This window comes from Streptomyces sp. ME19-01-6 (genome assembly GCF_033793745.1).
In the GTDB taxonomy this organism is placed as follows: Bacteria; Actinomycetota; Actinomycetes; order Streptomycetales; family Streptomycetaceae; genus Streptomyces.
This window is the reverse complement of record NZ_JARAXF010000023.1, coordinates 75,757-101,904: the sequence shown is the minus strand read 5'-3', so window position 1 is coordinate 101,904 and position 26,148 is coordinate 75,757. Positions and strand designations below refer to the sequence as shown.

The window sequence follows — 26,148 nt, the reverse complement described above, 5'->3', positions numbered from 1 at the left end:
GGAATGAGGAAAGATGCACTACCGCGAACTGGGCCGCAGCGGATTGTCCGTGTCCGAGATCGGCTACGGTGCCTGGGGCATCGGCGAGTCCAACTGGGTGGGGGCCACCGAGGACGAATCCGTACGCGCCCTGCACCGCGCCATCGACCTCGGCGTGAACTTCATCGACACCGCCCGAGGCTACGGCGAGAGCGAGCGGATCGTCGGCCGGGTCGTCCGCGAGCGGGCCATCTCCGGCGACGAGGTGTTCGTCGCGACCAAAGTCCCCCCGAAGAACCGCGTCTGGCCGGCCCCCGACGGCCTGGACCCGGCCGAGACCTTCCCCGGCGCGCACATCCGCGAAAGTGTGGAGACCAGCCTGCGCGTCAGCGGCCTGGACCACTTCGACGTGCTGCAGTTCCACGTCTGGAGCGACGAGTGGGTCGACCGCGGCGACTGGCTGGAGACGATCGCCGAGCTGAAGCAGGAGGGGAAGATCCGGCTGTTCGGCGTCTCCATCAACGACCACCAGCCGGACAACGCCCTCGCGCTCATCGCCAGTGGCGCCGTGGACAGCGTGCAGGTCATCTACAACATCTTCGACCAGGCGCCCGCCGAAGCGCTGCTGCCCGCCTGCGCGGAGCACGGCGTCGGTGTCATCGTGCGGGTGGCGCTCGACGAAGGCGGACTCACCGGCCGTATCACCGCCGACTCGACATTCCCCGAGGGCGACTTCCGCAACCACTACTTCCGCGACGACCGTCCGGCCCAGGTCGAACAGCGGGTGTCCGCGATCGTCGCCGACCTCGGCATCGCCCCCGACGAGATCGCCGAGACCGCGCTGCGGTTCGTACTCAGCTCCCCGGCGGTGTCCACCGTCATCCCCGGGATGCGCACCGTACGCAACGTCGAGCGCAACACGGCCTTGAGCGACGGGCGTCCGCTGACCGCCGACCAGCTGGCCGTACTCGCCAACCACCGCTGGCAGCGCAACTTCTACAGCTGACCGCCGGGCGAGGAACCCACCGCATGCAAGGCGGTGATGCATGGGGCTGCCCTACTGACCCACCCTTCCGTCGATGCGCTCGCGCAACAGGTCGGCGTGCCCGCAGTGACGGGCATACTCCTCGATCCTGTGCACCATCAGCTCCCGGACCACGATTCCGTCCTTCCCCAAACGCTCGCCCAGATCCGGGTGCTCGGCCAGCGCGGCGTCGGTCGCGGCCTGCTCGCGCTCCAGAGCGGCATACGCGGCGTCGACCTCGGCCTGCTCGGCGACAGCGTTGTCGAAGTCCGCGTCACGCTCGCCGTACAGCTTCGGCAGCGGATCGTCGTCGCTGATCCAGTTGCGCCAGTCCCGTTCCGTCTCGGCGAGGTGACGGACCAGGCCGAGCAGCGACATCGTCGACGGCGGAACCGACCGACGGGCCAGTTGCTCCGCATCCAGACCCTCGCACTTCATCCGCAAGGTCAAGCGGTAGTTCGTCAGGAAGTCCTGCAGCGTCGCAAGCTCGCCGTCCGGACTGTTTCCCTCGCTGTTGCGGGGGTCGTCGTCCGGGTCGGCCCACATGTCGGGGTAGACGGTTGCCCTGGTCCATCGTGCGGGTTGGTCACTCATGCGTTCCATGGTCGTCCGCGAGGTTCCGGGCTCGCCAGAGTTTTTCGCAGCCCGCACCGGGCCCGGCCGGAGATCCGTGCCCGTGGCGGCAGGCCCACGGGGGTGGGGTTGAGTCTCCCGTAGGGGGAGACGCGAAGGTAGGGCCATGGACGGCGGCACGCTCTACTCGATCGGTCAGCTGGCCCGGCGGACCGGGCTCACGGTCAAGACCATACGGTTCTACTCCGATCGCGGGCTCGTGGCGCCGACGGACCGCAGCCCGGCCGGATACCGGCTGTACGACGTGGCTGCCGCCGCCCGCCTGGACCTCGTGCGGACGCTGCGTGACCTGGGGCTGGACCTCGCGACGATCCAAAGGGTCGTGGACCGGGAGGTCTCGCTCTCGGAGGTCGCGGCGGCGCATGCGGAGGCGTTGGAGGTGCAGATTCGCCTGCTGCGGTTGCGGCGGGCGGTGCTGACGGCGGTGGCGGAGCGTGGGGCGAGCCCTGAGGAGATGGAACTCATGCATACGTTGGCCAGGCTCTCCGAGGACGAGCGTCGGCATGTGATCGGTGATTTCCTGGACGCCTCTTTCGGAGGGCTGGCGGGGGATCCGGAATTCACGGCCGTCAGGCGCTCGATGACACCCGAGGTGGGTCGGGCCGGCCCTGGCGGCCGGGGTGGAGCCGGGGGCCGAGGCGATCGTCGGGACGCTCGCGGGACACTACGCGCGACTTGTCGGCCGATCGGACGAGGCCGGTCGGGCGGACGACGCCGCGCTGCGGGCTCGGCTGCTGGCCCGGCTGGAGGGCCTGAACGACCCGCGCAGGGAGCGCTATGGGGAGCTGCTCGCGGTGACCAACGGCTGGCCCGCGCCCCAGAGCCTGACGCCGGTGGCCGACTGGGCCACCCAGGCCGTGCGGGCTCTGGGGCCATGAGGCGCCCGTAGGCCGGGCGGGCAGTGCGCCCGCCCGGCCCACGGCGTATCAGTGCGCAGGGCTCAGTGCGTCACCGCACGTTGATGCCGCCCCAGGCGTTGTCGACCGCCTTGTACTCGACGCTGGTCCCGCCGTACAGGGCCTTCGCCGCCTTGAGCGTCGCGGTGCGCGCCTTGGCGTAGTTGGTGGTCGAGGTCATGTACGTGGTGAGCGCCTTGTACCAGATCTTCTCGGCCTTGGCACGGCCGATGCCCTTGACGGTGCGGCCGTCCTTGGTCGGGCTGTTGTAGGTCACGCCGTTGATGACCTTGCGGCCGCTGCCCTCGGAGAGCAGGTAGAAGAAGTGGTTGGCGGGCCCGGAGGTGAAGTGCGGGTCGTCCTCGGCGATGCTGCTGGACCAGTAGTCGTAGGACAGCCCGTCCTTGCTGGGCTTGTCCATGTAGCGCAGTGGGGTGCCGTCCCCGTTGATGTCGATCTTCTCGCCCATGAGGTAGTCGCCGACGTCCTTCGGGTTCTTGGCGTAGAACTCGACGGCCGTGCCGAAGATGTCGGAGGTGGCCTCGTTGAGGCCGCCCGCCTCGCCGCTGTACTCGAGCTTCGCGGTGGCGGCGGTGAGGCCGTGGCTCATCTCGTGGCCGGCGACGTCGAGCGAGGTGAGCGGCTTCTTGTTGCCTTCGCCGTCGCCGTACGTCATGCAGAAGCAGTCGTCGTCCCAGAAGGCGTTGACGTACTCGTTGCTGAAGTGGACGCGCGAGTAGGCGGCCTTGCCGTTGTTCTTGATGCCGTTGCGGCCCAGGACCTTCTTGTAGTAGTCCCAGGTCATGGCCGCGCCGTAGTGGGCGTCGACGGCGGCGGTCTGCGCGATGGTCGGCTTGCCGTTGCCCCAGACGTCGTTGGCGTCCAGGAACTTCGACCCCTTGCCGTCCTCGGCGTGCTTGAGGTTGTAGGTCATGTGGCCGCCGCGCGCGGTGTCCTTGAGCAGGTACTGGGTGCCGCTCTTGGCGGTGCCGAGGGTGACCTTGCCGTTGTGCTGGCCGGTGCCGGTGCCGTTCTGGACGGCCTGGAACTGGTACAGCTTCTTGCCGGTGTCGGCGTCGGTGATGACGTGCAGCTTGCTGGGGGTGCCGTCGTCCTGGAAGCCGCCGACCACGGTCTCGTACGCGAGGACGGGCTTGCCGTCGGCGGCCCAGATGACCTTGCGGGGGGTGGCGGAGGTGTCGGCCTTGTCGCCGGCCTCGGCCTTCGCGGCGCCTACGGCGGTCCGCTCGGCGCCGGACGGGGCGATCGCGGCCTTGGTGTCGGCGACCTTGATGGTGGCGTCGGTGGCTTTGGTGACTTCCTCGGTCGCGCCGCTCGGCGACGTGTGGACGACCAGGTCGCCGCCGAGGACGGGCAGGCCGTCGTAGGTGCGCTCGTAGCGGGTGTGGACGGTGCCGTCGGCGTCCTTGATGACGTCCCGTACGACCAGCTTCTCCTTGGCGCCGAGCCCGAGGGACCGGGCGGTGCCGGAGGTGGCGGCGTCGGCCTCGCGCAGCAACTCGGCGCGGACGGACGGCGAGAGGGCGATGGACGGGGCGCCCGTCGCGGTGGGCGGCGGGGTGGCCGCGCCCGCGGTGCCGGAGGTGGCGCCGGCCGCGATGAGGGCTCCGGCGAGCGTCGCCGCCCCCGCGGCGACGACGGTACGGGAGCGCTTGTGCGTGGTGGCGCGGGCTATGCGGGAGGCGCTGGATCTGCCGGAGGTCGAGCCTTGCGTCACGTTGTCTCCTGTTGCTGTGGGGTGGCGGGTGCCGAAGTGGCCACCCGGCCGAACAAAGTGCGGAAACGTAGCCGGTGCCCGGGAACGGGACCCGGACACCGGCTAGGTGGTGCACTTCGTTTGATGCGTTTTTACGGCTTGACGTTCACTCCGGCCCACGCCGAATTCACGCCCTTGTACTCGGCGCTGTCCGCCCCGTACAGGTCGCTCGCGGCCTTCAGCGTGGCCTCGCGCGCGGCGTGGTAGTCGGTGGTGGAGGTGAAGTACGTGGTCAGCGCCTTGAACCAGATCTTCTCGGCCTTGTCGCGGCCGATGCCCTCGACCTTGGAGCCGTCCGCGGTCGGGCTGTCGTACTTGACGCCGCCCACCTCCTTGGCGCCGCTGCCCTCGGACAGCAGGTAGAAGAAGTGGTTGGCGACGCCGGAGGAGTAGTGGACGTCCAAGTCGCCCACGGAGTCCGACCAGTTGTCCGCGGAGCCGCCGTCCTTGCTGGGCTTGTCCATGTAGCGCAGCGGGGTGCCGTCGCCGTTGATGTCGATCTTCTCGCCGACCAGGTAGTCGCCGGGGTCGCTGTCGTTCTTCGCGTTGAACTCGACGGCCGCGGCGAAGATGTCGGAGGTGCCCTCGTTGAGGCCGCCCGATTCGCCGCTGTACTGGAGGTTGGCGGTGGCCGAGGTGACGCCGTGGGTCATCTCGTGGGCCGCGACGTCGATCGAGGTGAGCGGGGCCTTGTCGCCTTCGCCGTCGCCGTACGTCATGCAGAAGCAGCTGTCGTCCCAAAAGGCGTTGACGTAGTCGTGGCCGTAATGCACCCGGGAGTACGCGCCCTTGCCGTCGCCCGCGATGCCGTCGCGGCCGTGCACGTTCTTGTAGTAGTCCCAGGTGAGGGCGGCGCCGTAGTGGGCGTCGACGGCCGCGGTCTGCGTGTCGTCCGGCTTTCCGGTGCCCCAGGTGTCGTCGTCGTCCGTGAAGGCCGCGCCCTCGCCGGACTCCGCGTTCTTGAGGTCGGTGGTCCGGTGGCCGCCGCGGTCGGCGTCGGTGAGGGTGTAGCCGCTGCCTTCCTTGGAGGTGCCGAGGTCCACCGTGCCGCTGTACTGGCTCTTGCCGCTGCCGGTCTCGATGCCCTGGTACTCGTACAGCTTGGCGCCGGTGCTCGCGTCGGTGATGACGTGCAGCTGGTTGGGGGTGCCGTCCTTCTGTACGCCGCCGACGACGGTCTCGTACGCCAGGACGGGCTTGCCGGTGGCGGCCCAGATCACCTTGCGCGGGGCGCCGTCGGCCGCCGCCCGGCGGGCGTCGTCCGCCTGGGCGCGCCGCACCGCGGCCCGCTCGGCGGAGGCCGGGGTCACCTTGGCGGTGGTGGAGGGGACCGCGAGGGTGGCCTTGACGGCCTTGGTGACGCCCTTGACCGCGCCGCCCGCGGACTCGTGGACGACCAGGTCGCCGCCGAGGACGGGCAGGCCGGCGTAGGTGCGCTCGTAGCGGGTGTGGACGGTGCCGTCGGCGTCCTTGATGACGTCCTTGACGACGAGCTTCTCCTTGGCGCCGAGGCCCAGCGCCTTGGCGGTGGCGGCCTTGGTGGCGTCGGCGTCGCGCAGCAGTTCCGCGCGGGCCGAGGCGGTGAGGAGGGCGGGCCGCGCGCCCGCCTTGGTGTCGGTGCTCGTGGTGGCCGCGCCGGCCTGGCCCGTGGTGACGCCGGTGGCCAGCAGCGCCGCCGCCGCGACCGCGGCACCGGCGGCGGCCGCCGTGCGGCGCTTCCTGCGGGCAGGGGAATGTGCGGGGGAAACGGGCAGGTTCGAGGTCTTGCTCACGCGAACTCCTCATTGCTGTGGGGGGTCAGGCCCGGGCAGCGGGGAAGTGCCGCCCGGGCCTGAACAAGAGGTACGGGTGCGATCGCGTTGGGCAGACTGTCATACAAGGCGCGTACATGTCACGGACTTCGGGCCAGGTGGGCGGGAAAATGTTCGTTTCATGTTGATCAAGTTCCGGTATGCGGACCAGAGTTGAGGATGAGTGAGCGGCAATGAGTAGGCGCCGCCAGGGGGAGTCGGAGTCACCCCTGGCGGCGCCTGTCTGCTGGCCGGAGAGTTGGTTCAGCGCCTCATCCGGATGTGTGCGTCGTTCAGAACCCTCAGAACGTCAGAACGTGAGCTTCCAGCTGTTGATGTAGCCCGTGTCCTGTGCGTAGACGTCCTGCACCCGCAGCTTCCAGGTGCCGACGGCGAGTTCGGACGAGGCGTCGATGGTGTACGTGGTCTTCACGTTGTCCGCCGAGTCCAGGGAGCTGGAGTTCTTCAGCCGGTAGGCCGTACCGTCCGGCGCCACCAGGTCGATCACCAGGTCACCGCGGTAGGTGTGCACGATGTCCACGCCCACCTGAAGGTTGGACGGCGCGTTGCCGGCCCGGCTCACCGTGAGCGAGGAGGTGACCGCGTTCCCGGCGTCCGGGATGGCGACGTCCGCGGTGTTCTCGAAGACGTTGCCGCCGGTGGTGTTCACGGTCCAGGTGAAGGAGATCGTGGCCGACTTGCCGGTCGAGTCGGTCACGGTGACCGTCACCGTGCCGGATCCGAGCGTGGTCGGGGCGCCGGAGATCAGGCCGGTCGAGGAGTCGATCGACAGCCCGGCGGGCAGCCCGGTGGCGGAGTAGCTGAGCGCGCCCGGGTTGGAGCTGGTCGCCGCGATCTGCAGGCTGACGGCCTGGCCGACGATGCTGGTCTGGTTGCCGGGCGCGGTGATGGAGACGCCCTCGACGATCCGGGACCCGACGTTGACCGCGGCCCAGGTGTTGGCCACCGTGTTGTACTGGGGGCTGGCCTGGCCGAACAGCTCGCTCGCCGCCCACAGCGTGGCGTCCCGCGCCCCCGCGTAGTTGGTGTTGGACGTCATGCGCTGGGTCAGCGCCTTGAACCAGATCTTCTCGGCGTTGGCCCGGCCGATGCCGGGGACCGGCAGGTTGTCGTAGGTCGGGCTGTCGTAGCTGACGCCGTTGATCACCTTGGCGCCGCTGCCCTCGGACAGCAGGTAGAAGAAGTGGTTGGCGATGCCGGAGGAGTAGTGCACATCGACGTTGCCGACACCGGAGTACCAGCTGTCCTTGGACGCGCCGTCCTTGCTGGGCTTGTCCATGTAGCGCAGCGGGGTGCCGTCGCCGTTGATGTCGATCTTCTCGCCGACCAGGTAGTCGCCCACGTCGCTCGCGTTGTTGGCGCTGAACTCGACCGCGGCGGCGAAGATGTCCGAGGTGCCCTCGTTGAGGCCGCCGGACTCACCGCTGTAGGTGAGGTTGGCGGTCGCGGCGGTGACGCCGTGGGTCATCTCGTGGGCCGCCACGTCGATCGAGGTGAGCGGGTCGGCGTTGCCGGAGCCGTCGCCGTACGTCATGCAGAAGCAGGAGTCCTGCCAGAACGCGTTGACGTAGTTGCTGCTGTAGTGCACCCGGGAGTACGCCGCGACGCCGTCGCCCCGGATGCCGGTGCGGCCGTGCACGTTCTTGTAGTAGTCCCAGGTCAGAGCGGCGCCGTAGTGTGCGTCCACACCGGCGGTCGCGGCGTCGCCGGTCGTCCCGTTGCCCCATACGTCGTCGGCGTCGGTGAAGAGCGTGCCCGTCCCCGAGGTGCCGCGGTTGAGGTTGTACGTCTTGTGGCCGCCACGGCCGCCGTCGGTCAGGTTGTACGAGCCCGAACTGCCCGAGGTGCCGAGGGTGACCTGCCCGCTGTACTGGCTGTTGCCGGTGCCCTCCTTGACGCCCTGGAACTCGAAGAGCTTGGCGCCGGAGTTCGCGTCGGTGATGACGTGCAGTTCGTTCGGCGTGCCGTCCTCCTGGAGGCCGCCGACGACCGTCTCGTACGCGAGCGTGGGCGTGCCCTTCGCCGCCCAGATCACCTTGCGCGGCGCCCGCTCGGCCTCCGTCTTGCGTGAACCCTGCGCGTCCGCCGCCTTCACCGCCGTCTTCCGAGCGGTGGCGGGCGCGACGGCGGCGGTCGTGGAGGCGACCTTCACCTGCGCCTTGGTCGCCTTGGCGACCGACCGCACGGCGCCGCTCCTGGCCTCCTCGACGACCAGGTCGCCGCCGAGGACGGGCAAGCCGGCGTAGGTGCGCTCGTAGCGGGTGTGGACGGTGCCGTCGGCGTCCTTGGTGACGTCCCGTACGACCAGCTTCTCCTTGGCGCCGAGGCCGAGAGCCTTGGCGGTGGCGGACTTCGAGGCGTCGGCTTCGCGGATCAGCTCGGCGCGCCGCGCGGGGGAGAGGGCCACCGGCAGGGCGTCGGGGTCCGGCTTGGCGAAGACGGTGCCGGCGGCCGGGGCGGAGGCGTTCGGGGAGGCGTCCGGGCGGGCGGCCGCGGGGCCGGTCTGCATCCCGACGGCGAGCATGGCCGCCGCGGCGACCAGGGCGCCGCTCGCTGCGGCGCGTCGGCGGGGGGAGAGGGGTCTGTGGGGTCTGTCGGGGCGTTGGGAGGTCGATCTCACATTGACTCCTTCTGCGCTGGCCGCGCGGTGGCGCGACCGGGTACGACCGGACGGCCAGGTGAGGCCGCCCGGGCATGGCGAGGCAGAACGCATGGGGGGAAGGTGCGAATGCGGGTGCCGACCGTGTCGAAGCTCAGCCGACAGCTGTGGGGGAGCTGTGCGCCGACCGAGGGAAGAGTGTCATCGGTGGACTAGTCCTGTCAGGAGCGCGACAAAAACTTGACCGGAAAGCGTTCGTTGACAAATGGCGGGCGTTCACATTTCGGATGGGGAGCCGTCCGTAGCATCGTGACATGCCGACTTCCACATATCCCATGAACCCCGTCGACCCCGTCAACCCCATTGACGAACCGCCGTACTCGCTCGCCGACACCCGCGAGATGCTCGACGCGTATCTCGACTACTACCGGAGCGTCGTGCTCCATAAGCTCGACGGGCTCAGCGAGAGCGAGCTTCGTACCTCCCGACTGCCGTCCGGCTGGACCCCCTTGGAGCTGCTCCACCACCTCACCCACGTCGAACGGCGCTGGCTGCGCTGGGGGTTCCTGGGTGAGCCGGTGGAGTCGCCCTGGGGCGACCGGGGTCCCGACGACCGCTGGCACGTCCCCGACGACATGTCGCCACGGGAGGTCCGGGCGCGGTTCGAGGAGCAATGCGCCTGGTCGCGGCGGGCCGTGGCGGATGTGCCGCTCGGCCGCCGGGCGCCCACCGGCGGTCGATTCGCCACAGAGGCCGAGGCCCCGACACTCGGCTGGATCCTCTTCCATCTGCTGCAGGAGTACGCCCGGCACGCCGGGCAGCTCGACGTCGTGCGCGAGTTGGCCGACGGCACCGTCGGGGAGTGAGCCGCGGGGCGCGCGGGCCCCGCGTGGATCAGGCGGATGAGGCGAGTCGGGTGGATGCGGCGGGGCTGTCGAAGCACGGGCGCTCGTCCAGCGGATCGGCGCGGCGGGCCAGGTCGAGAACGGCGTGCAGGGAGCGCTCGGCGAGGCCGGGGCGTGGGTGCCACTGGGCGACGATGCTGACGGGACGGAGGGGTTCTGTGAGTCGGAGCTCGACCAGTTCGCCCTGCTCCAGCTCCCGCAGGGCCGCCAGCCGCGGCAGCAGCGAGACGCCGTGTCCGTGTCCGGTCAGCCGCAGCAGCGCCGACAGCGAGCCCTGCACCATCGTGAGCCGCGCCCCCGCGAGCAGGTCCCGCCCGAAGCGGTCCACCAGCATCTCCGCGGTGCAGCCGCGCTCGGCGACCAGGAAGTCGTAGCCGAGCAACTGCTTCGGCGTCACCCGCTCCCGTCCTGCCAGCGGGTGGCCGGGCGCGGCCACCAGTACCGTGCGGTCATGGCCCACCACCGTGTGCGGACCGAGCACCCGCGCGCCATTGTCGTACTGGAACGTCACCTCGAACTCCCCGTCACGGAAGGCCTGTTCGAGGCGCTGCCGGTTCAATACCGTGAGCTCGACGTCGGCCCCCGACCCGGGGCCCGCCGCGCCGTACTCCAGCGCCGCCAGCAGCTCGGGCATCCACACGTGGGCCAGCGACTCCTGGCAGCCGATCCGCAGCCTGGGCCGGTCGCCGAGCGCGGCCCGGCGCATCCGCTCCACCAGCTCCAGCGCCTCGCGCGCGTACGGCAGCAGGCGCTGCCCGGCCTCGGTGAGTGTGGCGCCCGTCCCGGCGCGTACCAGCACCGCCGCGCCCAGGTCCGCCTCCAGCCGCTTGAGCTGGGCGCTCACGCTGGACTGGGCGTAGCCCAGCTCCTTGGCGGCGGCGGAGATCCCGCCCCGGTCGGCGACGGCGACGAAGGCACGCAGATAGCGAGTGTCCACGCCGCCAGCATCGCATGCCCCCATCGGACTTTCCGATGGGGGCATCGACATCACGGCGTCGCCCGCCGTGCGGGCCCCGGGCCACCGTTGCCCCGTGACCACCGAACGCACCGGCACCACACCAAAGACAGCGGCGCAAGAGACAGCGGGACCAAGGGCAGCGGCGCAAGAGACAGCGGCGCACCCGGCCGCCGTCTCCGCACCGGCACGGTCCCGCCTCGCCTTCGCCGGGATCGCGGCCGGCAACCTGCTCGTCCTCCTCGACACCTCCATCCTCAACGTCGCCGTGCCCGACCTCCAGCGCTCCCTCCACCCCACCGCCGCCGCGCTGCCCTGGGCCGTCGACGCCTACACCGTCGTGTTCGCCGGACTGCTGCTCGCCGCAGGGGTGTTCGCCGACCGGTGGGGTGCACGCCGGGTCTACCGGGCCGCGCTCGCCGCCTTCGCCGCGCTGTCCGCGCTCTGCGCCGCCGCGCCCGACGCGGGCACGCTGATCGTCGGCCGGGCCCTGCTCGGCGTGGCCGGCGCCGGGCTGGTGCCCGCCTCGCTCGCCCTGCTCATCCACCTCAACCCGGACCCCGCCCGGCGCACCCGGGCGATCGGCGCCTGGACCGCGCTGAGCGGCCTCGGCGCCGCCGCGGGGCCCGTCCTCGGCGGCGGCCTGGTCGAACTCGGCGGCTGGCGGCTGGTGTTCCTGGTCAACCCGCCCATCGCGCTCGCCGCCCTGCTGCTCGCCCGCCGCCTTCCGGCTCCCCGGACGACCGTTGTACGGGCCCTGGACCGCCCCGGGCTGCTGCTGTCCACCGCCGTGCTCGGCGCGCTCACCTTCGGTCTGGTCGAGGCGGGCATCGAGGGCTGGGGCTCGCCGTACGCATGGGCTCCGATCGCTGTCGCGCTGGGTGCGCTGGTCGCTCTGGCCGTCGTGGAGCGCCGCGTCGCCGCTCCCGTGCTGCCGCCCGCGCTGCTCGCCCTGGGCCGGGTGCGGGCCGCGATGGCGGCGGCCGCGGTCTCCTGCTTCGGCTACTTCGGCGGGATGTACATGCTCGCGCTGTGGCTGCAGCACACGTACGCGCTCTCGCCGTTCCAGGCCGGCCTGGCCTCGCTGCCCCTCACCTTCCCGGTGTGCGTGATGCCCTTCTTCACCGGCCGGCTGGTGACCCGCTACGGGGCCCGCCCGGTGCTCCTGGCCGGGATGTCCGCGACCGTTGTGGCCGGTGTCCTGCTGGCCTTCTGCGGTGGCGGCCACGTTCCGCTCGCCCTGCTGGTCGCGGCCGAGCTCGCGCTCGCCGCCACGGGAACCCTCTCGATCCCCGGCGCCGCCGCCGCGATGGCCGTCTCCACGCCACCCGAGCTCGCCGCCACCGGCCAGGGCGCGCTCAACGGGGTCCGGCAGGCGGGTTCGGCGCTGGGGGTGGCGGTGCTCGGCACCCTGGGCACGCTGTCGGGGGCGGGGGCCGTGCTCATCGCTGTGGGGCTGGCGGCGGTGCTGCTGGTCTCCCGCGCGGGTGGCCGCCGCTGATGTGGTGCGCGTACGGGGCACGGAACGGGCTCCGGAACGGGCGCAGCAGGGGGCCTGGCAGGGCAGCCACCACGTGTGTTCCGGCACCTCCTCCGGGTGTTCCCACCCGCGCAGGACCTGAGTCAGGTCGTACGTCCCTCCGAGGCCGTCTCGATTGCGATCACACCAGGCTCTCCCGCCACGCCTGGTGCAGCGCCGCGAACCGGCCCTCGCTCGCGATCAGCCGCTCCGGCGACCCGTCCTCGACGATCCGGCCGTCCGCCATCACCAGCACCCGGTCGGCGATCTCCACCGTCGACAGGCGGTGCGCGATGACGACGGCGGTGCGGCCGTGCAGGACCGTGTGCATGGCGCGCTGCACCGCGCGCTCGCCCGGGATGTCGAGCGAGGAGGTCGCCTCGTCCAGGATCAGCACCGACGGGTCCGCGAGCAGCGCCCGGGCGAAGGCCACGAGCTGTCGCTGGCCCGCCGAGATGCGCCCGCCGCGCTTGCGCACGTCCGTGTCGTAGCCGTCGGGGAGGGCGGTGATGAAGTCGTGCGCGCCGATGGCCTTGGCGGCGTGCTCGATCTCGGCGCGGGTGGCGTCGGGGCGGCCGATGGCGATGTTGTCGGCGACCGTGCCGGAGAAGAGGAACGCCTCCTGGGTGACCATCACCACGCCGCGGCGCAGCTCAGGCGTGGCCAGTTCGCGCAGGTCCACGCCGTCGAGCAGGACCCGGCCGCCGGTGGGGTCGTAGAAGCGGGCGAGCAGCTTGGCGAGGGTGGACTTGCCCGCTCCGGTCGCGCCCACCACGGCCACCGTCTGCCCGGCCGGCAGCGTGAGGTCGAAGCGGGGCAGCACCTCGCCGCCCGTACGGTAGGTGAAGCGCACGCCGTCGAAGACCACCTCGCGGCCGGGAAGTTCCGAGGAGCGCGGGGGCAGCGGGCTGGGGTCGGCGGGCTCGGCCACGGAGGGCCGCTGGGCGAGCAGGCCCGCGATCTTCTCCAGCGAGGCGGCGGCCGACTGGTACGAGTTCAGGAACATCCCCAGGCGGTCGATGGGGTCGTAGAGCCTGCGCAGATAGAGCGCGGCCGCGGCGAGGACGCCCAGCGCCAGGTCTTCGGAGGCCACCCGGTAGGCGCCCCACAGGACGATCGCGGCCACCGCCGCGTTGGCCACCAGCCGGGAGCTGACCACATAGCGGGCCATCTCCAGGATCGCGTCCCCGTTCACCCGCTCATGGCGGTGGTTGAGCTCGTGGAAGTGCGCGTCGTTGACCCGCTCGCGGCGGAACGCCTGCACCGGCCGGATGCCGTTCATGGTCTCGGTGAACTTGACGATGACCGCGGCGATGGCCGTGGACCGCTTGCGGTAGACGCGCATGGAGCGGCGCTGGAAGGAGCGGACGAGCAGGTACAGCGGCCAGAAGGAGAGCACGGCCGCGGCGCCCAGGCCCCAGTCCAGATACAGCAGTGTCGCGGAGATGTAGACGACGGAGAGGGCGACGCCGAGCAGTTCCTCCAGCCCCTCGTTGAGCAGTTCGCGCAGCGACTCGACGTCCGTGGTGGCGCGCGAGATCAGCCGGCCGGAGGTGTAGCGCTCGTGGAAGTCCACGCTGAGCGCCTGGGCATGGCGGAAGATCCTGCCGCGCAGATCGAGCAGCACGTCCTGGCTGATCCGGGCGGAGGTGCGGATGAAGGTGTACTGCAGCGCCCCGGAGACGAGCGCGCAGCCGAGGTAGGCGACGGCGACCGCGATGAGGGGGCCGTGGCCGCCGTGGCGGAAGGCGGGCACGGCGGTGTCGATGGCGTACGCGACGAGCAGCGGGCCTGCCTGCACGGCGGCCTGCTGCAGGAGGAGCAGTACGGCCGCCACCCAGACCCGGCCGCGGCGCGGGGAGAGCAGGGAGCGCAGCAGTGCGAGGGAGGCGCCCTTCGGGGTGGGCAGCACGTCCTGGCCGAAGGGGTCGCCGTCCGGCGCCGCCCCGGCCTTGTCTGCGGCCCCGGCCCCGGCCCCGGCCCCGGCTGCGGCCGTGTCTGTGCCTGCGCCGGTGCCGGTAGTGGTCTGGGTCATCGGACCTCCTCCCGCTTGTCTCCGGACATCAGCGACCGGTACTCCGCGCTGTCGCACAACAGTTGGTGGTGGGTGCCGACCGCGGTGATACGGCCGCCGGAGAGCAGCGCGACGCGGTCGGCGAGCAGCACGGTGGACGGGCGGTGGGCGACCACCAGCGCCGTCGTCGTCGCCAGGACCTGGCGGAGCGCGGCCTCCACCAGGGCCTCGGTGTGCACGTCCAGCGCGGACAGCGGATCGTCGAGGATGAGGAAGCGGGGCTGTCCGACGACGGCGCGCGCCAGGGCGAGGCGCTGGCGCTGACCGCCCGACAGGCTCAGCCCCTGCTCGCCGACCTGGGTGCCGGCGCCCTGCGGCAGGGCGTGTACGAAGTCGGCCTGGGCCACCTCGAGCGCCCGTACGAGATCGGCCTCGGCCGCCCCGGACGCGCCCATCAGGACGTTCTCCCCCGCCGTCGCGGAGAACAGCGTGGGTTCCTCGAACGCGATGGCGACCAGCTCGCGCAGCTCGTCCCGGGGGAGGGCGGTGATGTCCCGCCCGTCGAGGGTGATCCGGCCGCGCGTCGCCTCGAGGAGGCGCGGCACCAGGGCGGTGAGCGTGGTCTTGCCCGAGCCGGTCGCCCCCACCAGGGCCATCGTCTCGCCGGAGCGGATGTGCAGGTCCACCCCGGCCAGGACGGGCGGGGCGCCCGGCGGCGCGTCCGCGTACCGGAACTCCAGACCCTCGAAGCGCAGCCCGTCTCGTGGCGTGGTCTCCAGGGCGTCGGCGCGGGGCGCGGACCGCTGCTGTGCTGTGGGCTGCTCCGCCGTCGGCTCGTCCATCACCTCGAAGAACCGGTCCGTCGCGGTCGCCGCGTCCTGGCTCATCGCCAGCAGGAAGCCCAGCGACTCCACCGGCCAGCGCAGCGTCAGCGCCGTGGAGAGGAAGGCGACGAGCGCGCCCGCCGACAGCTCGCCGTCGGCGACCTGCATGGTGCCGAGGACCAGGGCGGTGCCGATCGCCAGCTCGGGCAGCGTCATGATCAGCGCCCAGATCGTGGCCAGCAGGCCCGCCTTGCGCAGTTCCGTCGTGCGGACCCGCTCCGTCAGCGCCCCAAAGGCGCGCGCCTGGCTGCGGTGGCGCCCGAAGCCCTTGACGATACGGACGCCGAGGACCCCCTCCTCGACGACCGTGGTCAGATCGCCCGTCTGGTCCTGGACCGAGCGGGCGACCACCGCGTAGCGCGTCTCGAAGACGGAGCAGAGGATCATCAGCGGGATGGCCGGAAGGAGCAGAACAAGCCCCAGCGTCCACTCCTGCGCCAGCAGGATGGCGAACCCGACGAGGATCGTGACCCCGTTGACCACCAGAAAGGTGAGCGGGAAGGCGAGGAACATCCGCAGCAGCATCAGGTCGGTGGTCGCGCGCGAGAGCAGCTGCCCGGACGCCCAGCGGTCGTGGAAGGAGACCGGCAGCCGCTGCAGATGCCGGTACAGGTCGACGCGCATCGCGGCCTCCACGGCGGCCAGCGGCCGGGCCACCAGCCAGCGCCGTATCCCGAAGAGCCCCGCCTCCCCGACGCCGAGCGCCAGCAGCAGGGCGCCGCCCAGCCACACCCCGCCCGGGTCCCGGTCGGCCACCGGTCCGTCCACCAGCCACTTGAGCACGAGCGGGATGACCAGGCCCAGACATGAGGCGACGACCGCGGCCCCGGCCGCCGTGAAGAAGCGCGCTTTGACGGGCCGCAGATAGGGCCACAGGCGCGACAGCGAGCGCGTGGCCGAGCGCCCGCGCCCGGTCACGCGCGGGCCCCCGGCAGCCTCGGTCTCCGGTTCGGTCTCCGGTCCGGTCTCCGGTTCCTTCTCCGGTTCCCTGAGTCGTTCATTTGTGGCAGCCATCACCTGCCGAGGTTACGGTCCGGCACCGACAGCGCTCACTCGGTTTTTTGGTCCGCCTCCGCGGCCGTGACGGCGCGTAGGAGCAGCACCGAGCGCCCGGGCAGCTCGATCCGTGAGCCGGCGCGATGCCGGGCGCCCGGGGGCGCGTTCTGGTCCTCCCGCGAGGTGTCGGCGAGGAGTTCGTACGCGGCGGCCCACGGCGGGCCGGGGAGGGTGAAGTCCACCGGCGCGGGGCCCGAGTGCAGCAGCACCAGGAAGCTGTCGTCGGTGATCGGGGCGCCTTGCGCGTCGCGCTGCGCGGTGTCGTGGCCGGACAGGTACAGGCCCAGGGCGGCCGTCGGCGCATACCAGTCCCCCTCGGTCATCTCCGTGCCCCCCGCGGTGAACCAGGCCAGGTCGCGCAGCCCGTCGGGGCCCTGGGCGCGGCCGGAGAAGAAGGCGCGGCGGCGCAGTGCGGGGTGCTCGCGGCGCAGGTGGATCAGGCGGGCGGTGAGGTCGGTGAGCGAACGCCAGCCGGGGTCGTCCAGCAGCGTCCAGTCCAGCCAGCCGGTCTCGTTGTCCTGGCAGTACGCGTTGTTGTTGCCGCCCTGGGTGCGGCCCATCTCATCGCCCGCCACCAGCATCGGGACGCCGGTGGACAGCAGCAGCGTGCTGAGCAGGTTGCGCAGCTGGCGGCGGCGCAGCGCCCCTACGGCCGCGTCCTCGGTCTCGCCTTCGGCGCCGCAGTTCCAGGAGCGGTTGTCGCCCGTGCCGTCGCGGTTGCCCTCGCCGTTGGCCTCGTTGTGCTTGCGGTCGTAGCTCACCAGGTCGCGGAGCGTGAAGCCGTCGTGCGCGGTGATGAAGTTGACCGAGGCGTACGGCCTTCGGCCGCTCCACGCGTACAGGTCGCTGGAGCCGGACAGCCGGGTGCCGAGGTCGCGTACATCGGGCAGGGCGCCGCGCCAGAAGTCGCGCACCGCGTCGCGGTAGCGGTCGTTCCACTCCGACCAGAGCGGGGGGAAGGCGCCGACCTGATAGCCGCCGGAGCCCACGTCCCACGGCTCGGCGATCAGTTTGACGCGGCGCAGCACCGGGTCCTGGGCGATCACGGCCAGGAAGGGGGAGAGCATGTCCACGTCGTTCGCGGAGCGGGCGAGGGCGGCGGCGAGGTCGAAGCGGAAGCCGTCCACACCCATCTCGGTCACCCAGTAGCGCAGTGAGTCCGTGATCAGCCGCAGCACGTGGGGCCGCACCGCGTGCAGGGTGTTGCCGCAGCCCGTGTAGTCGGCGTAGCGGCGCGGGTCCTGCTGGAGGCGGTAGTAGCCGCGGTTGTCGATGCCGCGCAGCGAGAGCGTGGGCCCCAGCTCACCGCTCTCCGCGGTGTGGTTGTAGACCACGTCGAGGATCACCTCGACGCCCGCGTCGTGCAGCGCCCGCACCATCCGCCGGAACTCGCCGACCTGCGCCCCGCGGGTGCCGGTCGCCGCGTACGCCCCGTGCGGCGCGAAGTAGCCGATGGAGTTGTAGCCCCAGTAGTTGCGCAGGCCGCGCCGGAGCAGATGGTCCTCGTGCGCGAACTGGTGCACCGGCAGCAGCTCCACGGCCGTCACGCCGAGCCGGGTGAGGTGCTCGATCGCGGCCGGGTGCGCGAGCCCGGCGTAGGTGCCGCGCAGTTCGGGCGGGATGCCTGGGTGGCGCTTGGTGAAGCCGCGCACATGGAGTTCGTAGATGACGGTGTCGGCCCAGGGGGTCTTCGGGCGCCGGTCGTCGAGCCACTCGTCGGGCGGGCCGTCGGGATCGTCGTCGCCGACGACCACGCCCTTGGGGACGTACGGAGCCGAGTCGCGGTCGTCGCGCACGGTGTCGGCGATGTGCTGCTGCGGCCAGTCCCGCACATGGCCGTAGACCTCGGGCGGCAGCGCGCCGTGCCACTCCCGGGGGACGACCCCCGCGCCCCCGAAGTCGCCGTCCACGGCGCGGGCGTACGGGTCGAGCAGCAGCTTGGCCGGGTTCCAGCGGGCGCCGGTCCACGGGTCCCAGCGGCCGTGCACCCGGTATCCGTACCGCCGCCCGGGGAGCACGCCGGGCACGAAGCCGTGCCAGATCTCATGGGTCCGCTCGGTGAGCGGGCAGCGGGTCTCGGTCCCGTCGTCGTCGAACAGGCACACCTCCACGGCCTCCGCGCCCTGCGCCCACAGCGCGAAGTTGGTGCCCGGCACCCCGCCGGGCCCGGTCCGCACCCGCGCCCCGAGCGGCTGCGCGCTCCCCGGCCACACCGGTGCGCCCCCGGCCGGCTCGCCGTGCGGGTCGGCGAGGACCGCGGGCGCGGCGGGCGGCCCCGAGTCCGCGCGGCGGCCGCTCCGTCCTGGTTCGACGGCCTGTTCGCCGTCTGGTTCGATGACCCGTTCCATACCCGCCGCGCGCGTGCGCGGCCTCGGCAGCCCGTTGTGCGCTTTCCTCTGTTCGGCTGCGTGCGACACGTGGCTCCTCCGGCGTTCGCGGCTCCGGCCGATGGCAAAGCCCCACGGCCCAAGCCCCACGGCCGGGCGGCCTGGGTGAGCCCGCGCGGCGTCCCGTGCCGCGCGGAGTGCTGCCGCCCTCTCACCTGTTCTGCCCGCGATGGGGTCAACCCTCACGTTTCGCCCGGGGTGCCTGGGATCAGGGGCCCCTCACCTGGGACTGAACCGTGACATAGATCGCGAGCCCGCTGTCAGTGGCGTGTGATTACCTGTCGCATACGCGCGTGCGCGCGGCCGAACTCCCCCTGCTTCAGTGGGTATGAGTTCCTGTCGAATACGCGCGTGCGCGTGACACAACGGGGGTGCCGCGGGGCGCGGCGCGGGCGGAGGGGAGAGCCGTAGTGGGAGTGCAGCCGATATCAGGGGCGCTGACGGCGCGGGGCCGCAGGGGGCTTCTCGCGCTGCTGGCCGGGGGGATGCTGCTGTTCGTGACCGCCTGTGGCGGGGACGGCGGATCGGACGACGGGAAGAAGAACGAGGGCGGCGGCAAGGGCGGGGGCGCCCCGAAGACCTCGCGCGCCGTCGTGGCGATCACACCCAAGGACGGGGCGAAGGGCGTCAACACCCATGGGGCGCTCAAGGTGACGTCGGACAAGGGCAAGCTCACCTCCGTCAAGGTCAAGGACCCCAAGGGCAACGAGATCGACGGGAAGATCACCGAGGACGGCGGCAGCTGGCGGCCCGCCCGGCATCTGAGCTCCGCGACCACCTACACGGTTGACGCCGTCGCCAAGGACTCCCAGGGGCTGACCGCTTCCCGGCACTCCTCCTTCACCACGCTCCGCCCCGAGAAGACCTTCCTCGGGACCTACACACCGGAGGACGGCTCGACGGTCGGCGTCGGTATGCCGGTCTCGATCCACTTCTCCCGGGGCATCACCGACCCCGGGGCCGTGGAGCGGGGGATCAAGGTCTCGTCCTCCCCGTCGGTGCCCATCGAGGGCCACTGGTTCGGCAACGACCGGCTGGACTTCCGGCCCGAGAAGTACTGGGCACCGGGCACCAAGGTCACCCTCCGCATGGACCTCGACGGCGTCGAGGGGCGGTCGGGCGTGTACGGCGAGCAGAAGAAGACCGTGAAGTTCACCATCGGCCGCAGCCAGGTCTCCGTGGTCGACGCCAAGAGCAAGAAGATGGTGGTCAAGCGGGACGGCAAGACCATCAAGACCCTCCCCATCACCTCCGGCGCGCCCGGCCACGAGACGTACAACGGCAAGATGGTCATCAGCGAGCGGCTCCCGGTGACCCGGATGAACGGCGCGACGGTCGGCTTCGACGGCGAGTACGACATCAAGGACGTGCCACACGCGATGCGGCTGTCCACCTCAGGCACCTTCATCCATGGCAACTACTGGGCGGGCCAGGCGACCTTCGGCTCGGCGAACGTCAGCCACGGCTGTGTGGGTCTCTTCGACCAGCGGGGCGGCGGCGACAAATCGACCCCGGCGGCCTGGTTCTTCCGCAACTCGGTCATCGGTGACGTGGTCGTGGTGAAGAACTCGCACGACGACACCATCCAGCCGGACAACGGGCTCAATGGATGGAACATGTCGTGGGCGAAGTGGAAGGCCGACCAAGAGGGCTGACGGGGACGGCAGGTGTGGCAGGCGTGCCAGGTTATGGCAGGGATGGCCAGGAGGGGCGAGGGGCAGTAGGCGCGGGGAGGCTGTGGACGGCGTGCTAACGGACGCTAACCTGCGCTCATGACTGTGAACCTCGAGGTTGCCGAGGGCGTCGGCACCATCCGGCTGGACCGTCCGCCCATGAACGCGCTGGACATCGCCACGCAGGACCGGCTGCGGGAGCTCTCCGAGGAGGTGACCGGCCGCGACGACGTACGGGCCGTGGTGATCTGGGGCGGCGAGAAGGTGTTCGCGGCCGGCGCGGACATCAAGGAGATGCGGGACATGGACCACGCCGGAATGGTGGCCCGGTCCCGCGCCCTCCAGGACTCCTTCACCGCCGTCGCCCGGATCCCCAAACCCGTGGTCGCAGCCGTCACCGGCTACGCCCTCGGCGGCGGCTGCGAGCTGGCGCTGTGCGCCGACTACCGGATCGCCGCCGAGGACGCCAAGCTCGGCCAGCCGGAGATCCTGCTCGGCCTGATCCCGGGCGCGGGCGGCACCCAGCGGCTGGCCCGGCTGATCGGCCCGTCCCGCGCCAAGGACCTCATCTTCACGGGCCGTCAGGTGAAGGCGGACGAGGCGCTGGCGCTCGGGCTCGTGGACCGGGTCGTACCGGCGGAGGAGGTCTACGGGCAGGCGCACGCGTGGGCGGCCCGGCTGGCGCGGGGTCCGGCGATCGCGCTGCGCGCGGCCAAGGAGGCGGTGGACGCGGGTCTGGAGACCGACCTGGAGACCGGTCTTGCCATTGAACGCGGCTGGTTCGCGGGGCTGTTCGCCACCGAGGACCGTGAGATCGGGATGCGGAGCTTTGTCGAGGAAGGGCCGGGCAAGGCCAAGTTCCGGTGAGCGGTGGCCCGGGCGGCGGCAGTCGTCGCCCGGGCTTCCGGCGGGGTTCGGGGCGGGGGCTCCGTCGCGTTTCCGCCTGATGGATCCCCCGTGTGGGCGATGCCCCGTGAGAGCGAATTTGTTTGGCCACCCGCGAGTCCCTGGACGACCCGCTCCGGTACGCTGGGTGATCGCGCATACGCGCCGCGATATCGCTGGTCAGGCCGGGTATTTGGGATATCTGACTGCCGCTGGCATATGTGGGGGCCGGTTTGCGGGGCCTGGGGCTTGGGTGTTCGGAATCCCACGGTTCGGCCCCGGTCGGCCTGTCGGGCGGCCATGATGGGGGGCATGGCGGGCTTGGAGGGTATGGAGCAGCCGCAGCGGCGCACCGGTACTGCCGCGGCTCGGCGGGTGCCGTCCATCGACGACGAGTCGGTCGCCAAGGCGGTCGACCTGTTCGGAAACCCCGCGGTCGACGAGGTGCGGCTGCCCTCCCGCCCGGAATCGGCGGGCACCGCACGCCGGCTGGCCGAATGCGTCGTCCTGCGCGACTGGGGCCTGACCCCCCAACTGGCCGAATACACCGTGCTGCTGGTGTCCGAACTGGTGGGCAACGCCGTCCGGCACACCGGCGCCCGTACCTTCGGGCTGCGGATGCTACGGCGGCGGGGCTGGATCCGGGTGGAGGTGCGGGACCCGTCGCGCGGGCTGCCGTGTCTGATGCCGGTGGCCGACCTCGATACGAGCGGGCGGGGGCTGATGCTGGTGGACCTGCTCTCCCAGCGGTGGGGGGCGGATCTGCTGCCGCGCGGCAAGACGACGTGGTTCGAGATGCGGGTGACCGAACCCTGAGAGTGCCGCGGGCGTCCTGGCGTGGCGCGATATGCCGAAGAGGCCCCCACCGTCGGATCGCGACGGCGCGGGGCCTCTTTCGTATGCGCCACGGATGGTGAAAGGGGTGTCATCCGTGGCAGAGGGGTGAACGACCTGGCCCGGGTCGATGGGGGTCGTATGCCTCACTATCGCAGAGGCCAGTTGCCGCCACCAATCCAATCCAAGGTGAGGTATGACACTCGCCATGTTAATGCCGGGTAGCGGCTGTGAATTTCCTTTATAGCGTCTTTCCGGCTGCTGAATTTTCAGTGGTCCATACCGTGACGCGAATTCTTTCTTTGCCCCTCAATCCTTGGCATGGCCCTGCCGACACCGCACCATGGAACCGCGCTACGCGCGTCACACCCCCACTGTCACGGCTATGGATTCCGGGAGACCCCCCATGGAAACGCACGGCCGCACCCCGTCCCGCCGTACCCTGCTGCGCTCCGGCGCCTATCTCGGCGCCGCCGCCGCGGGACTCACCGCCGCCACGACCCCCGCACGGGCCGACGCAAGACGCGATCGAGCCGCCGTCGCCTACCCACCCACCCACTGGATCCCGGCCAGCACCTCCAACTACCGGGTCTCCGAGCGCCCCACCGCGTATCCGATCGACTTCGTCGTCATCCATGTGACGCAGGAGACGTTCCAGGACGCGATGAAGATCTTCCAGGACCCGGCCAAGCAGGTCTCCACGCACTACATGGTCGCCTCGGCCGACGGCTACATCGGGCAGTTCGTGCGCGAGAAGGACGTCGCCTGGCACGCGGGCAACCGGGACTACAACAACCGCAGCATCGGCATCGAGCACGAGGGCTGGGTGGACAAGCCGGAGTACTTCACGGACGAGCTGTACGCCTCCTCCGCGGCCCTGACCGCCGCCGTCTGCGACCGCTACGGCGTGCCCAAGACCCGGGCCCACATCATCGGCCACAACGAGGTCCCCAACGCCGACCACACCGACCCCGGCAAGTACTGGGACTGGGACCGCTACATCGATCTGGTCAAGGCGGCCTGAGGCGCCGCCGCCCCGGCCTCGGACGTACCCTGACGGGGCCCGCTAATCTGTGCGGGTCAGACAAGCGCACAGAAGGGGCGGATCACGTGGCGGACATCGAGGCGGCGCGGAAAGCGTTCGAGCGGTACGACCTCAACGGGGACGGACTGATCAGCGCGGCCGAGTACAAGAGCGTGATGGCTCAGCTGGGAGACCCGTACGTCACGGAGCCGGTCGCCCAGGCCGTGATCAACTCCCATGACTCGAACGGCGACGGTCTGCTCTCCTTCGAGGAGTTCTGGGCCGCCCAGAACGGCCGCTGAGCGGCAGCTGAAACAGCGGCTGAACAACCGCATGCGCGGCGCGGCCGGCGGATCACCGCCCGCCGCGCCGCTGTGCGCTCGCCCGCCGCCGGCGGTCGTTGCACAGCAGGCAGCGGCCGTATCCCGGCGGCAGCGGGTCGTCCTTGTCCCCGTACAGCGGGTCGACGGCGCCGCGCGGATGCTCCGGGCAGCCCGTCGCACCGTGCTCCGCCCCCAGCGCGCCCGCCGCGGCGAGCGCCCGGCGCAGGGCGTCGGTGAGCTGCTCGGTCTCCTGCCCCGAGGGCGCGGCGTCCAGCGAGAAGGCGATATCCGACGCGGTGGTCAGCGCGCTGCGGAGTTCGCGCAGGTCTGCGTAGCTCATACCGGAAGGGTAGGTGCACCCACCGACAGCGGCCTCGGCTGCCTGCTACTCCTTCCGGGCCCAGGCGCGCAGGTCGGCCTTGCTGTCGAAGCGCGCCACGTCCTTGTCCAGCGGGTGGTCGGTGTACTGGTGGATCCGCCACGTCGCCTTGATGCGCGGCTCGCCCGCCTTCACGTAGTCGGCGATCCACAGCCCGTCCCCGGCGTACGACGTGGTGTCGATGTTCAGCCAGAAGGTGCGGTTGCAGTAGAGCAGCACCCGGTGCCCGGGGCGGAGCTTCTTGACCTCCCGTATGAACTTGTCCTTCTCGGCATTGCTCGCGTGGGTGCCCTCGGATGTGGTCTCCCAGTCCACGGCGAGCAGATCATGTGACTGGGAGGCGCACTTCTCTACGAAATAGCCGGCCTGCGCCGCGATATTGCCGGGCCACAGGAAGTGGTAAAAGCCGACCACGCACCCCGCCTCGCGGGCGCGGGCCGCCTGTGAGGACTGGCGTGGGTTGATGTACGAGCGGCCCTCGGTCGCCTTGATGAAGACGAAGGCGAGCCCGTCCGGGTCGAAGGTGCTCTGGTGTGAACTGACATCGATGCCGCGCAGCATGCTGCCTGCCTTGGGGGGAGAGAAGGAGCCGTGGGGAGAGAGGGGTGGGGGGAGGCGGGGAAGACCCTGTTCTTGTCATGCCCGGTGCACCAGCCCGTACGCTCCTTCGGCCGATGGGCACTGCCGACTGCGCACGCTAACGAGGCGCCAGGCGCGGCTCAACCGGTTTGCGGGATCTGCCCGATGCCGTTTCAGGTGAGGAGAAGGACGGCCGCGATCGCCAGATGAGTGGCGTATTGGCAGACCATGAAGGCGCGGTAGGGAGCGCGTTCCCGGCCGGGGGCGGGATGTCGGCACAGCCAGGAGATCCAGCCGGCACCACACAACAGCACCACGGCGGCGGCCAGCAGCGGTGGGTCGTACAGCAGGGCGCCCACGGCGAACGCCAGCCCCACCGCCGGGGCACACACCGCCGTGACCGTACGGGCCGCCTTCTCGCCACGCACCACCGCGAGCGTACGGCGCCCGCCCTCCCGGTCCCCGGGGACGTCGCCCAGATCCTTCGCGAACGCCCCGACCAGCCCCATCCACGCCGACATCACGGCGGCGAACAGCCAAAGACCGGGGCGTGGTTCCCCGCCCGCGGCCTGCGCCCCGGCCGCATAGGCGCACAGGCCCGTGACGGTCACCGTCAACGAGGAGGACCAGCTGCGCCGCTTGGCGCTGAGCGGGGGCGCGGAATAGGCCCAGCCGAGGAACAGCATTCCGCCCACACAAAGAAAAAGCCCCAGGTCGACGACGCTGAGGAGGAGGGCGGTCACGGTCAGGACGGCGATGGCCCAGCGGGCTGCGCGGGGCGGCAGCGCGCCGGAGGCCAGCGGTCGCCGCGAGCCGTTGGCCCGGTCCTCCGGCAGATCCATCACGCCGTTGAGCAGATAGGCGGAGGCGGTGGCGCAGAACCAGGCGAGCGCGCCGGTGGCGACCTGCGCCACGGGTAAGTGCTCGCCGGGCCAGGCCCCGAGGGCCCCCACGGTGAAGCGCGCCAGGAAGACCACCTGGACCACGGGGCGGGCCTCGCGAAGACACAGCCAGGCCGCCCTCGCGGCGGCGGCAAGCGGAGGCAGCCGCGGTGAGGAGGAGCCGGGGGCGGCTGATGGTGCCGGTGAGGCTGGTGGCATGAGGAAAAACTAGTGGTTCGATTAGTGACTCGAACAGCACCAGATACGTCAAGCTCCAGCTGTCACTTGCGCGGTCGCTCAGGGCTCGACGGCGAAGGCGGAGAGCAGGGTGTCGATCCGCAAGCGCAGTTCGGAGTACTCGGCACCCGCGACGACGACGGACAGCCTGTCGCCGCCCGCGATGTTCGCCAACCGGACCTCCACCGACTGCCAGGCCCCGGTCAGCGGGTGCGTGTACCAGCCGTTGTCCGGGCCGCTGTCATCAGTCCCTTCGAGGCGGAGCGCCACCGTGTCCCAGTCGGTCTCGTCCCAGTCCGTGTCGAGGTACCGGGACAGCGACTCCATGAATGAGGCGAAGTTCCGCCGCCAGATCCACCCGTCGATGTCGGAGGGCTCGTCCTGCTCGTCCTGTAGGAAGCTCGGACGCAGACCGTCGCTCACGGCGTGTTTGTCGTCGATGGTGAGATGCACGTGCGTCCAAAGGTCGAGCCGTCTGCAGGCACTCCGGGGGTCGTACGCCGCCGTCGGCAGGTTGGGAATGCGCTTACGCCCGGTCTCGTCCAAGCGATAGGGCACGGCGAACGCCGTGTTCCACCGCTCGATCTCGGGCGTGAAGCGCTCCTCCGCCGTGGCGGCATCCATGCCCAGGTACTGGGCAATCTCCTCCCAACTGCTCCCGCGCTCACGCTCGTACACCACGGCGTAAGCCAGAAGCCGATCCGCGATCCGCGTCAGGGTCAGCGCCTCACTGGCGCGCCCTCCCGGGCCGGTGTACGCGTCGTACCGGGTCACCGCCAGGGTGCCGGCCGTCTCGGCCAGGGCGACGGCGCGGTCACTCAGCACCAGACGCGCCAGAGCGGGCCGGGAGAGTTCGTTGCGGTCGTTGTCGTAGGGAGTCGTGTCCGTCACGCG

The 26,148-nt window shown here is 71.1% G+C and carries 20 protein-coding genes and 1 pseudogene; 9 read left to right on the top strand and 12 right to left on the bottom strand.

What is annotated here, in order from left to right:
• Positions 1-13 precede the first annotated feature (13 nt).
• Entirely contained in the window at positions 14-985 is a 972-nt protein-coding gene (locus PV419_RS37100) for an aldo/keto reductase (RefSeq protein WP_319696523.1), read from the top strand.
• 51 nt (positions 986-1,036) lie between these two features.
• Here the strand turns inward: PV419_RS37100 and PV419_RS37095 are convergent, their stop codons facing one another.
• The gene (locus PV419_RS37095; RefSeq protein WP_319696521.1) at positions 1,037-1,606 is read right to left on the bottom strand and encodes a DinB family protein; all 570 of its coding nucleotides are present in this window, start codon (positions 1,604-1,606) and stop codon (positions 1,037-1,039) included.
• Positions 1,607-1,742: 136 nt separating this feature from the next.
• Between PV419_RS37095 and PV419_RS37090 the strand changes: the two are divergent.
• Positions 1,743-2,514: pseudogene (locus PV419_RS37090) on the top strand (MerR family transcriptional regulator).
• A gap of 70 nt (positions 2,515-2,584) precedes the next feature.
• Here the strand turns inward: PV419_RS37090 and PV419_RS37085 are convergent.
• The 3 genes from PV419_RS37085 to PV419_RS37075 form a co-directional block, all read right to left on the bottom strand.
• Positions 2,585-4,270, bottom strand: a complete 1,686-nt coding sequence (locus PV419_RS37085) for a M4 family metallopeptidase (protein ID WP_319696519.1) — start codon at positions 4,268-4,270, stop codon at positions 2,585-2,587.
• Positions 4,271-4,401: 131 nt separating this feature from the next.
• Complete coding sequence (locus tag PV419_RS37080) at positions 4,402-6,081, bottom strand: M4 family metallopeptidase (protein ID WP_319696517.1); 1,680 nt, start codon at positions 6,079-6,081, stop codon at positions 4,402-4,404.
• A 328-nt stretch (positions 6,082-6,409) separates the two neighbouring features.
• A complete protein-coding gene (locus tag PV419_RS37075; protein WP_319696577.1) occupies positions 6,410-8,644 on the bottom strand; it encodes a M4 family metallopeptidase in 2,235 nt (744 codons plus the stop codon).
• A 389-nt stretch (positions 8,645-9,033) separates the two neighbouring features.
• On the opposite strand from PV419_RS37075, the gene PV419_RS37070 reads away from it, so the two are divergent.
• Entirely contained in the window at positions 9,034-9,585 is a 552-nt protein-coding gene (locus PV419_RS37070) for a DinB family protein (protein WP_319696515.1), read from the top strand.
• Between the two features lie 28 nt (positions 9,586-9,613).
• On the opposite strand, the gene PV419_RS37065 is transcribed toward PV419_RS37070, so the two are convergent.
• The gene (locus PV419_RS37065) at positions 9,614-10,561 is read right to left on the bottom strand and encodes a LysR family transcriptional regulator (protein WP_319696513.1); all 948 of its coding nucleotides are present in this window, start codon (positions 10,559-10,561) and stop codon (positions 9,614-9,616) included.
• A gap of 94 nt (positions 10,562-10,655) precedes the next feature.
• Between PV419_RS37065 and PV419_RS37060 the strand changes: the two genes are divergently transcribed.
• Positions 10,656-12,080: an MFS transporter gene (locus PV419_RS37060; protein WP_319696512.1), complete on the top strand. Its 1,425-nt coding sequence runs from the start codon at positions 10,656-10,658 to the stop codon at positions 12,078-12,080.
• Between the two features lie 160 nt (positions 12,081-12,240).
• On the opposite strand, the gene PV419_RS37055 is transcribed toward PV419_RS37060, so the two are convergent.
• The 3 genes from PV419_RS37055 to glgX are packed head-to-tail and all read right to left on the bottom strand — an operon-like array spanning position 12,241 to position 18,400.
• Complete coding sequence (locus tag PV419_RS37055) at positions 12,241-14,133, bottom strand: ABC transporter ATP-binding protein (protein ID WP_319696510.1); 1,893 nt, start codon at positions 14,131-14,133, stop codon at positions 12,241-12,243.
• Complete coding sequence (locus PV419_RS37050) at positions 14,130-16,010, bottom strand: ABC transporter ATP-binding protein (protein WP_319696508.1); 1,881 nt, start codon at positions 16,008-16,010, stop codon at positions 14,130-14,132. Before PV419_RS37050 ends, PV419_RS37055 begins: the two co-directional genes overlap by 4 nt.
• Before the next feature lie 35 nt (positions 16,011-16,045).
• Entirely contained in the window at positions 16,046-18,400 is a 2,355-nt protein-coding gene (gene glgX / locus PV419_RS37045; protein ID WP_319696576.1) for a glycogen debranching protein GlgX, read from the bottom strand.
• A 449-nt stretch (positions 18,401-18,849) separates the two neighbouring features.
• On the opposite strand from glgX, the gene PV419_RS37040 reads away from it, so the two are divergent.
• From PV419_RS37040 to PV419_RS37020, 5 genes are all read left to right on the top strand, one after another.
• Entirely contained in the window at positions 18,850-20,094 is a 1,245-nt protein-coding gene (locus tag PV419_RS37040) for a L,D-transpeptidase (RefSeq protein ID WP_415925459.1), read from the top strand.
• Between the two features lie 117 nt (positions 20,095-20,211).
• Positions 20,212-20,979 (top strand): enoyl-CoA hydratase/isomerase family protein, encoded by a 768-nt coding sequence (locus PV419_RS37035; protein ID WP_319696506.1) that lies wholly within the window; start codon positions 20,212-20,214, stop codon positions 20,977-20,979.
• Positions 20,980-21,297: 318 nt separating this feature from the next.
• Positions 21,298-21,813: an ATP-binding protein gene (locus tag PV419_RS37030; protein ID WP_319696504.1), complete on the top strand. Its 516-nt coding sequence runs from the start codon at positions 21,298-21,300 to the stop codon at positions 21,811-21,813.
• 424 nt (positions 21,814-22,237) lie between these two features.
• On the top strand, positions 22,238-22,855 hold the full coding sequence (locus PV419_RS37025; protein WP_319696502.1) for an N-acetylmuramoyl-L-alanine amidase: 618 nt from the start codon (positions 22,238-22,240) through the stop codon (positions 22,853-22,855).
• A gap of 86 nt (positions 22,856-22,941) precedes the next feature.
• Entirely contained in the window at positions 22,942-23,157 is a 216-nt protein-coding gene (locus PV419_RS37020) for an EF-hand domain-containing protein (protein ID WP_319696501.1), read from the top strand.
• 52 nt (positions 23,158-23,209) lie between these two features.
• On the opposite strand, the gene PV419_RS37015 is transcribed toward PV419_RS37020, so the two are convergent.
• The 4 genes from PV419_RS37015 to PV419_RS37000 all read right to left on the bottom strand — a co-directional run bounded on the left by PV419_RS37015 (position 23,210) and on the right by PV419_RS37000 (position 26,145).
• On the bottom strand, positions 23,210-23,518 hold the full coding sequence (locus PV419_RS37015) for a hypothetical protein (protein WP_319696498.1): 309 nt from the start codon (positions 23,516-23,518) through the stop codon (positions 23,210-23,212).
• Positions 23,519-23,563: 45 nt separating this feature from the next.
• On the bottom strand, positions 23,564-24,118 hold the full coding sequence (locus PV419_RS37010) for a glycoside hydrolase family 25 protein (protein ID WP_319696496.1): 555 nt from the start codon (positions 24,116-24,118) through the stop codon (positions 23,564-23,566).
• A gap of 191 nt (positions 24,119-24,309) precedes the next feature.
• On the bottom strand, positions 24,310-25,236 hold the full coding sequence (locus tag PV419_RS37005) for a UbiA family prenyltransferase (RefSeq protein ID WP_319696494.1): 927 nt from the start codon (positions 25,234-25,236) through the stop codon (positions 24,310-24,312).
• Positions 25,237-25,314: 78 nt separating this feature from the next.
• The gene (locus tag PV419_RS37000; protein WP_319696492.1) at positions 25,315-26,145 is read right to left on the bottom strand and encodes a hypothetical protein; all 831 of its coding nucleotides are present in this window, start codon (positions 26,143-26,145) and stop codon (positions 25,315-25,317) included.
• Positions 26,146-26,148: the final 3 nt, after the last annotated feature.

Excerpts from the sequence above, each read along its gene's own strand:
- PV419_RS37100 (WP_319696523.1), top strand. The coding sequence starts at position 14 with ATGCACTACCGCGAACTGGGCCGCAGCGGATTGTCCGTGTCCGAGATC.
- PV419_RS37095 (WP_319696521.1), bottom strand. The coding sequence starts at position 1,606 with ATGGAACGCATGAGTGACCAACCCGCACGATGGACCAGGGCAACCGTC.
- PV419_RS37075 (WP_319696577.1), bottom strand. The coding sequence starts at position 8,644 with ATGCTCGCCGTCGGGATGCAGACCGGCCCCGCGGCCGCCCGCCCGGAC.
- PV419_RS37070 (WP_319696515.1), top strand. The coding sequence starts at position 9,034 with ATGCCGACTTCCACATATCCCATGAACCCCGTCGACCCCGTCAACCCC.
- PV419_RS37055 (WP_319696510.1), bottom strand. The coding sequence starts at position 14,133 with ATGACCCAGACCACTACCGGCACCGGCGCAGGCACAGACACGGCCGCA.
- PV419_RS37050 (WP_319696508.1), bottom strand. The coding sequence starts at position 16,010 with ATGGCTGCCACAAATGAACGACTCAGGGAACCGGAGAAGGAACCGGAG.
- glgX (WP_319696576.1), bottom strand. The coding sequence starts at position 18,400 with ATGGAACGGGTCATCGAACCAGACGGCGAACAGGCCGTCGAACCAGGA.
- PV419_RS37035 (WP_319696506.1), top strand. The coding sequence starts at position 20,212 with ATGACTGTGAACCTCGAGGTTGCCGAGGGCGTCGGCACCATCCGGCTG.
- PV419_RS37030 (WP_319696504.1), top strand. The coding sequence starts at position 21,298 with ATGATGGGGGGCATGGCGGGCTTGGAGGGTATGGAGCAGCCGCAGCGG.
- PV419_RS37025 (WP_319696502.1), top strand. The coding sequence starts at position 22,238 with ATGGAAACGCACGGCCGCACCCCGTCCCGCCGTACCCTGCTGCGCTCC.
- PV419_RS37015 (WP_319696498.1), bottom strand. The coding sequence starts at position 23,518 with ATGAGCTACGCAGACCTGCGCGAACTCCGCAGCGCGCTGACCACCGCG.
- PV419_RS37010 (WP_319696496.1), bottom strand. The coding sequence starts at position 24,118 with ATGCTGCGCGGCATCGATGTCAGTTCACACCAGAGCACCTTCGACCCG.
- PV419_RS37005 (WP_319696494.1), bottom strand. The coding sequence starts at position 25,236 with ATGCCACCAGCCTCACCGGCACCATCAGCCGCCCCCGGCTCCTCCTCA.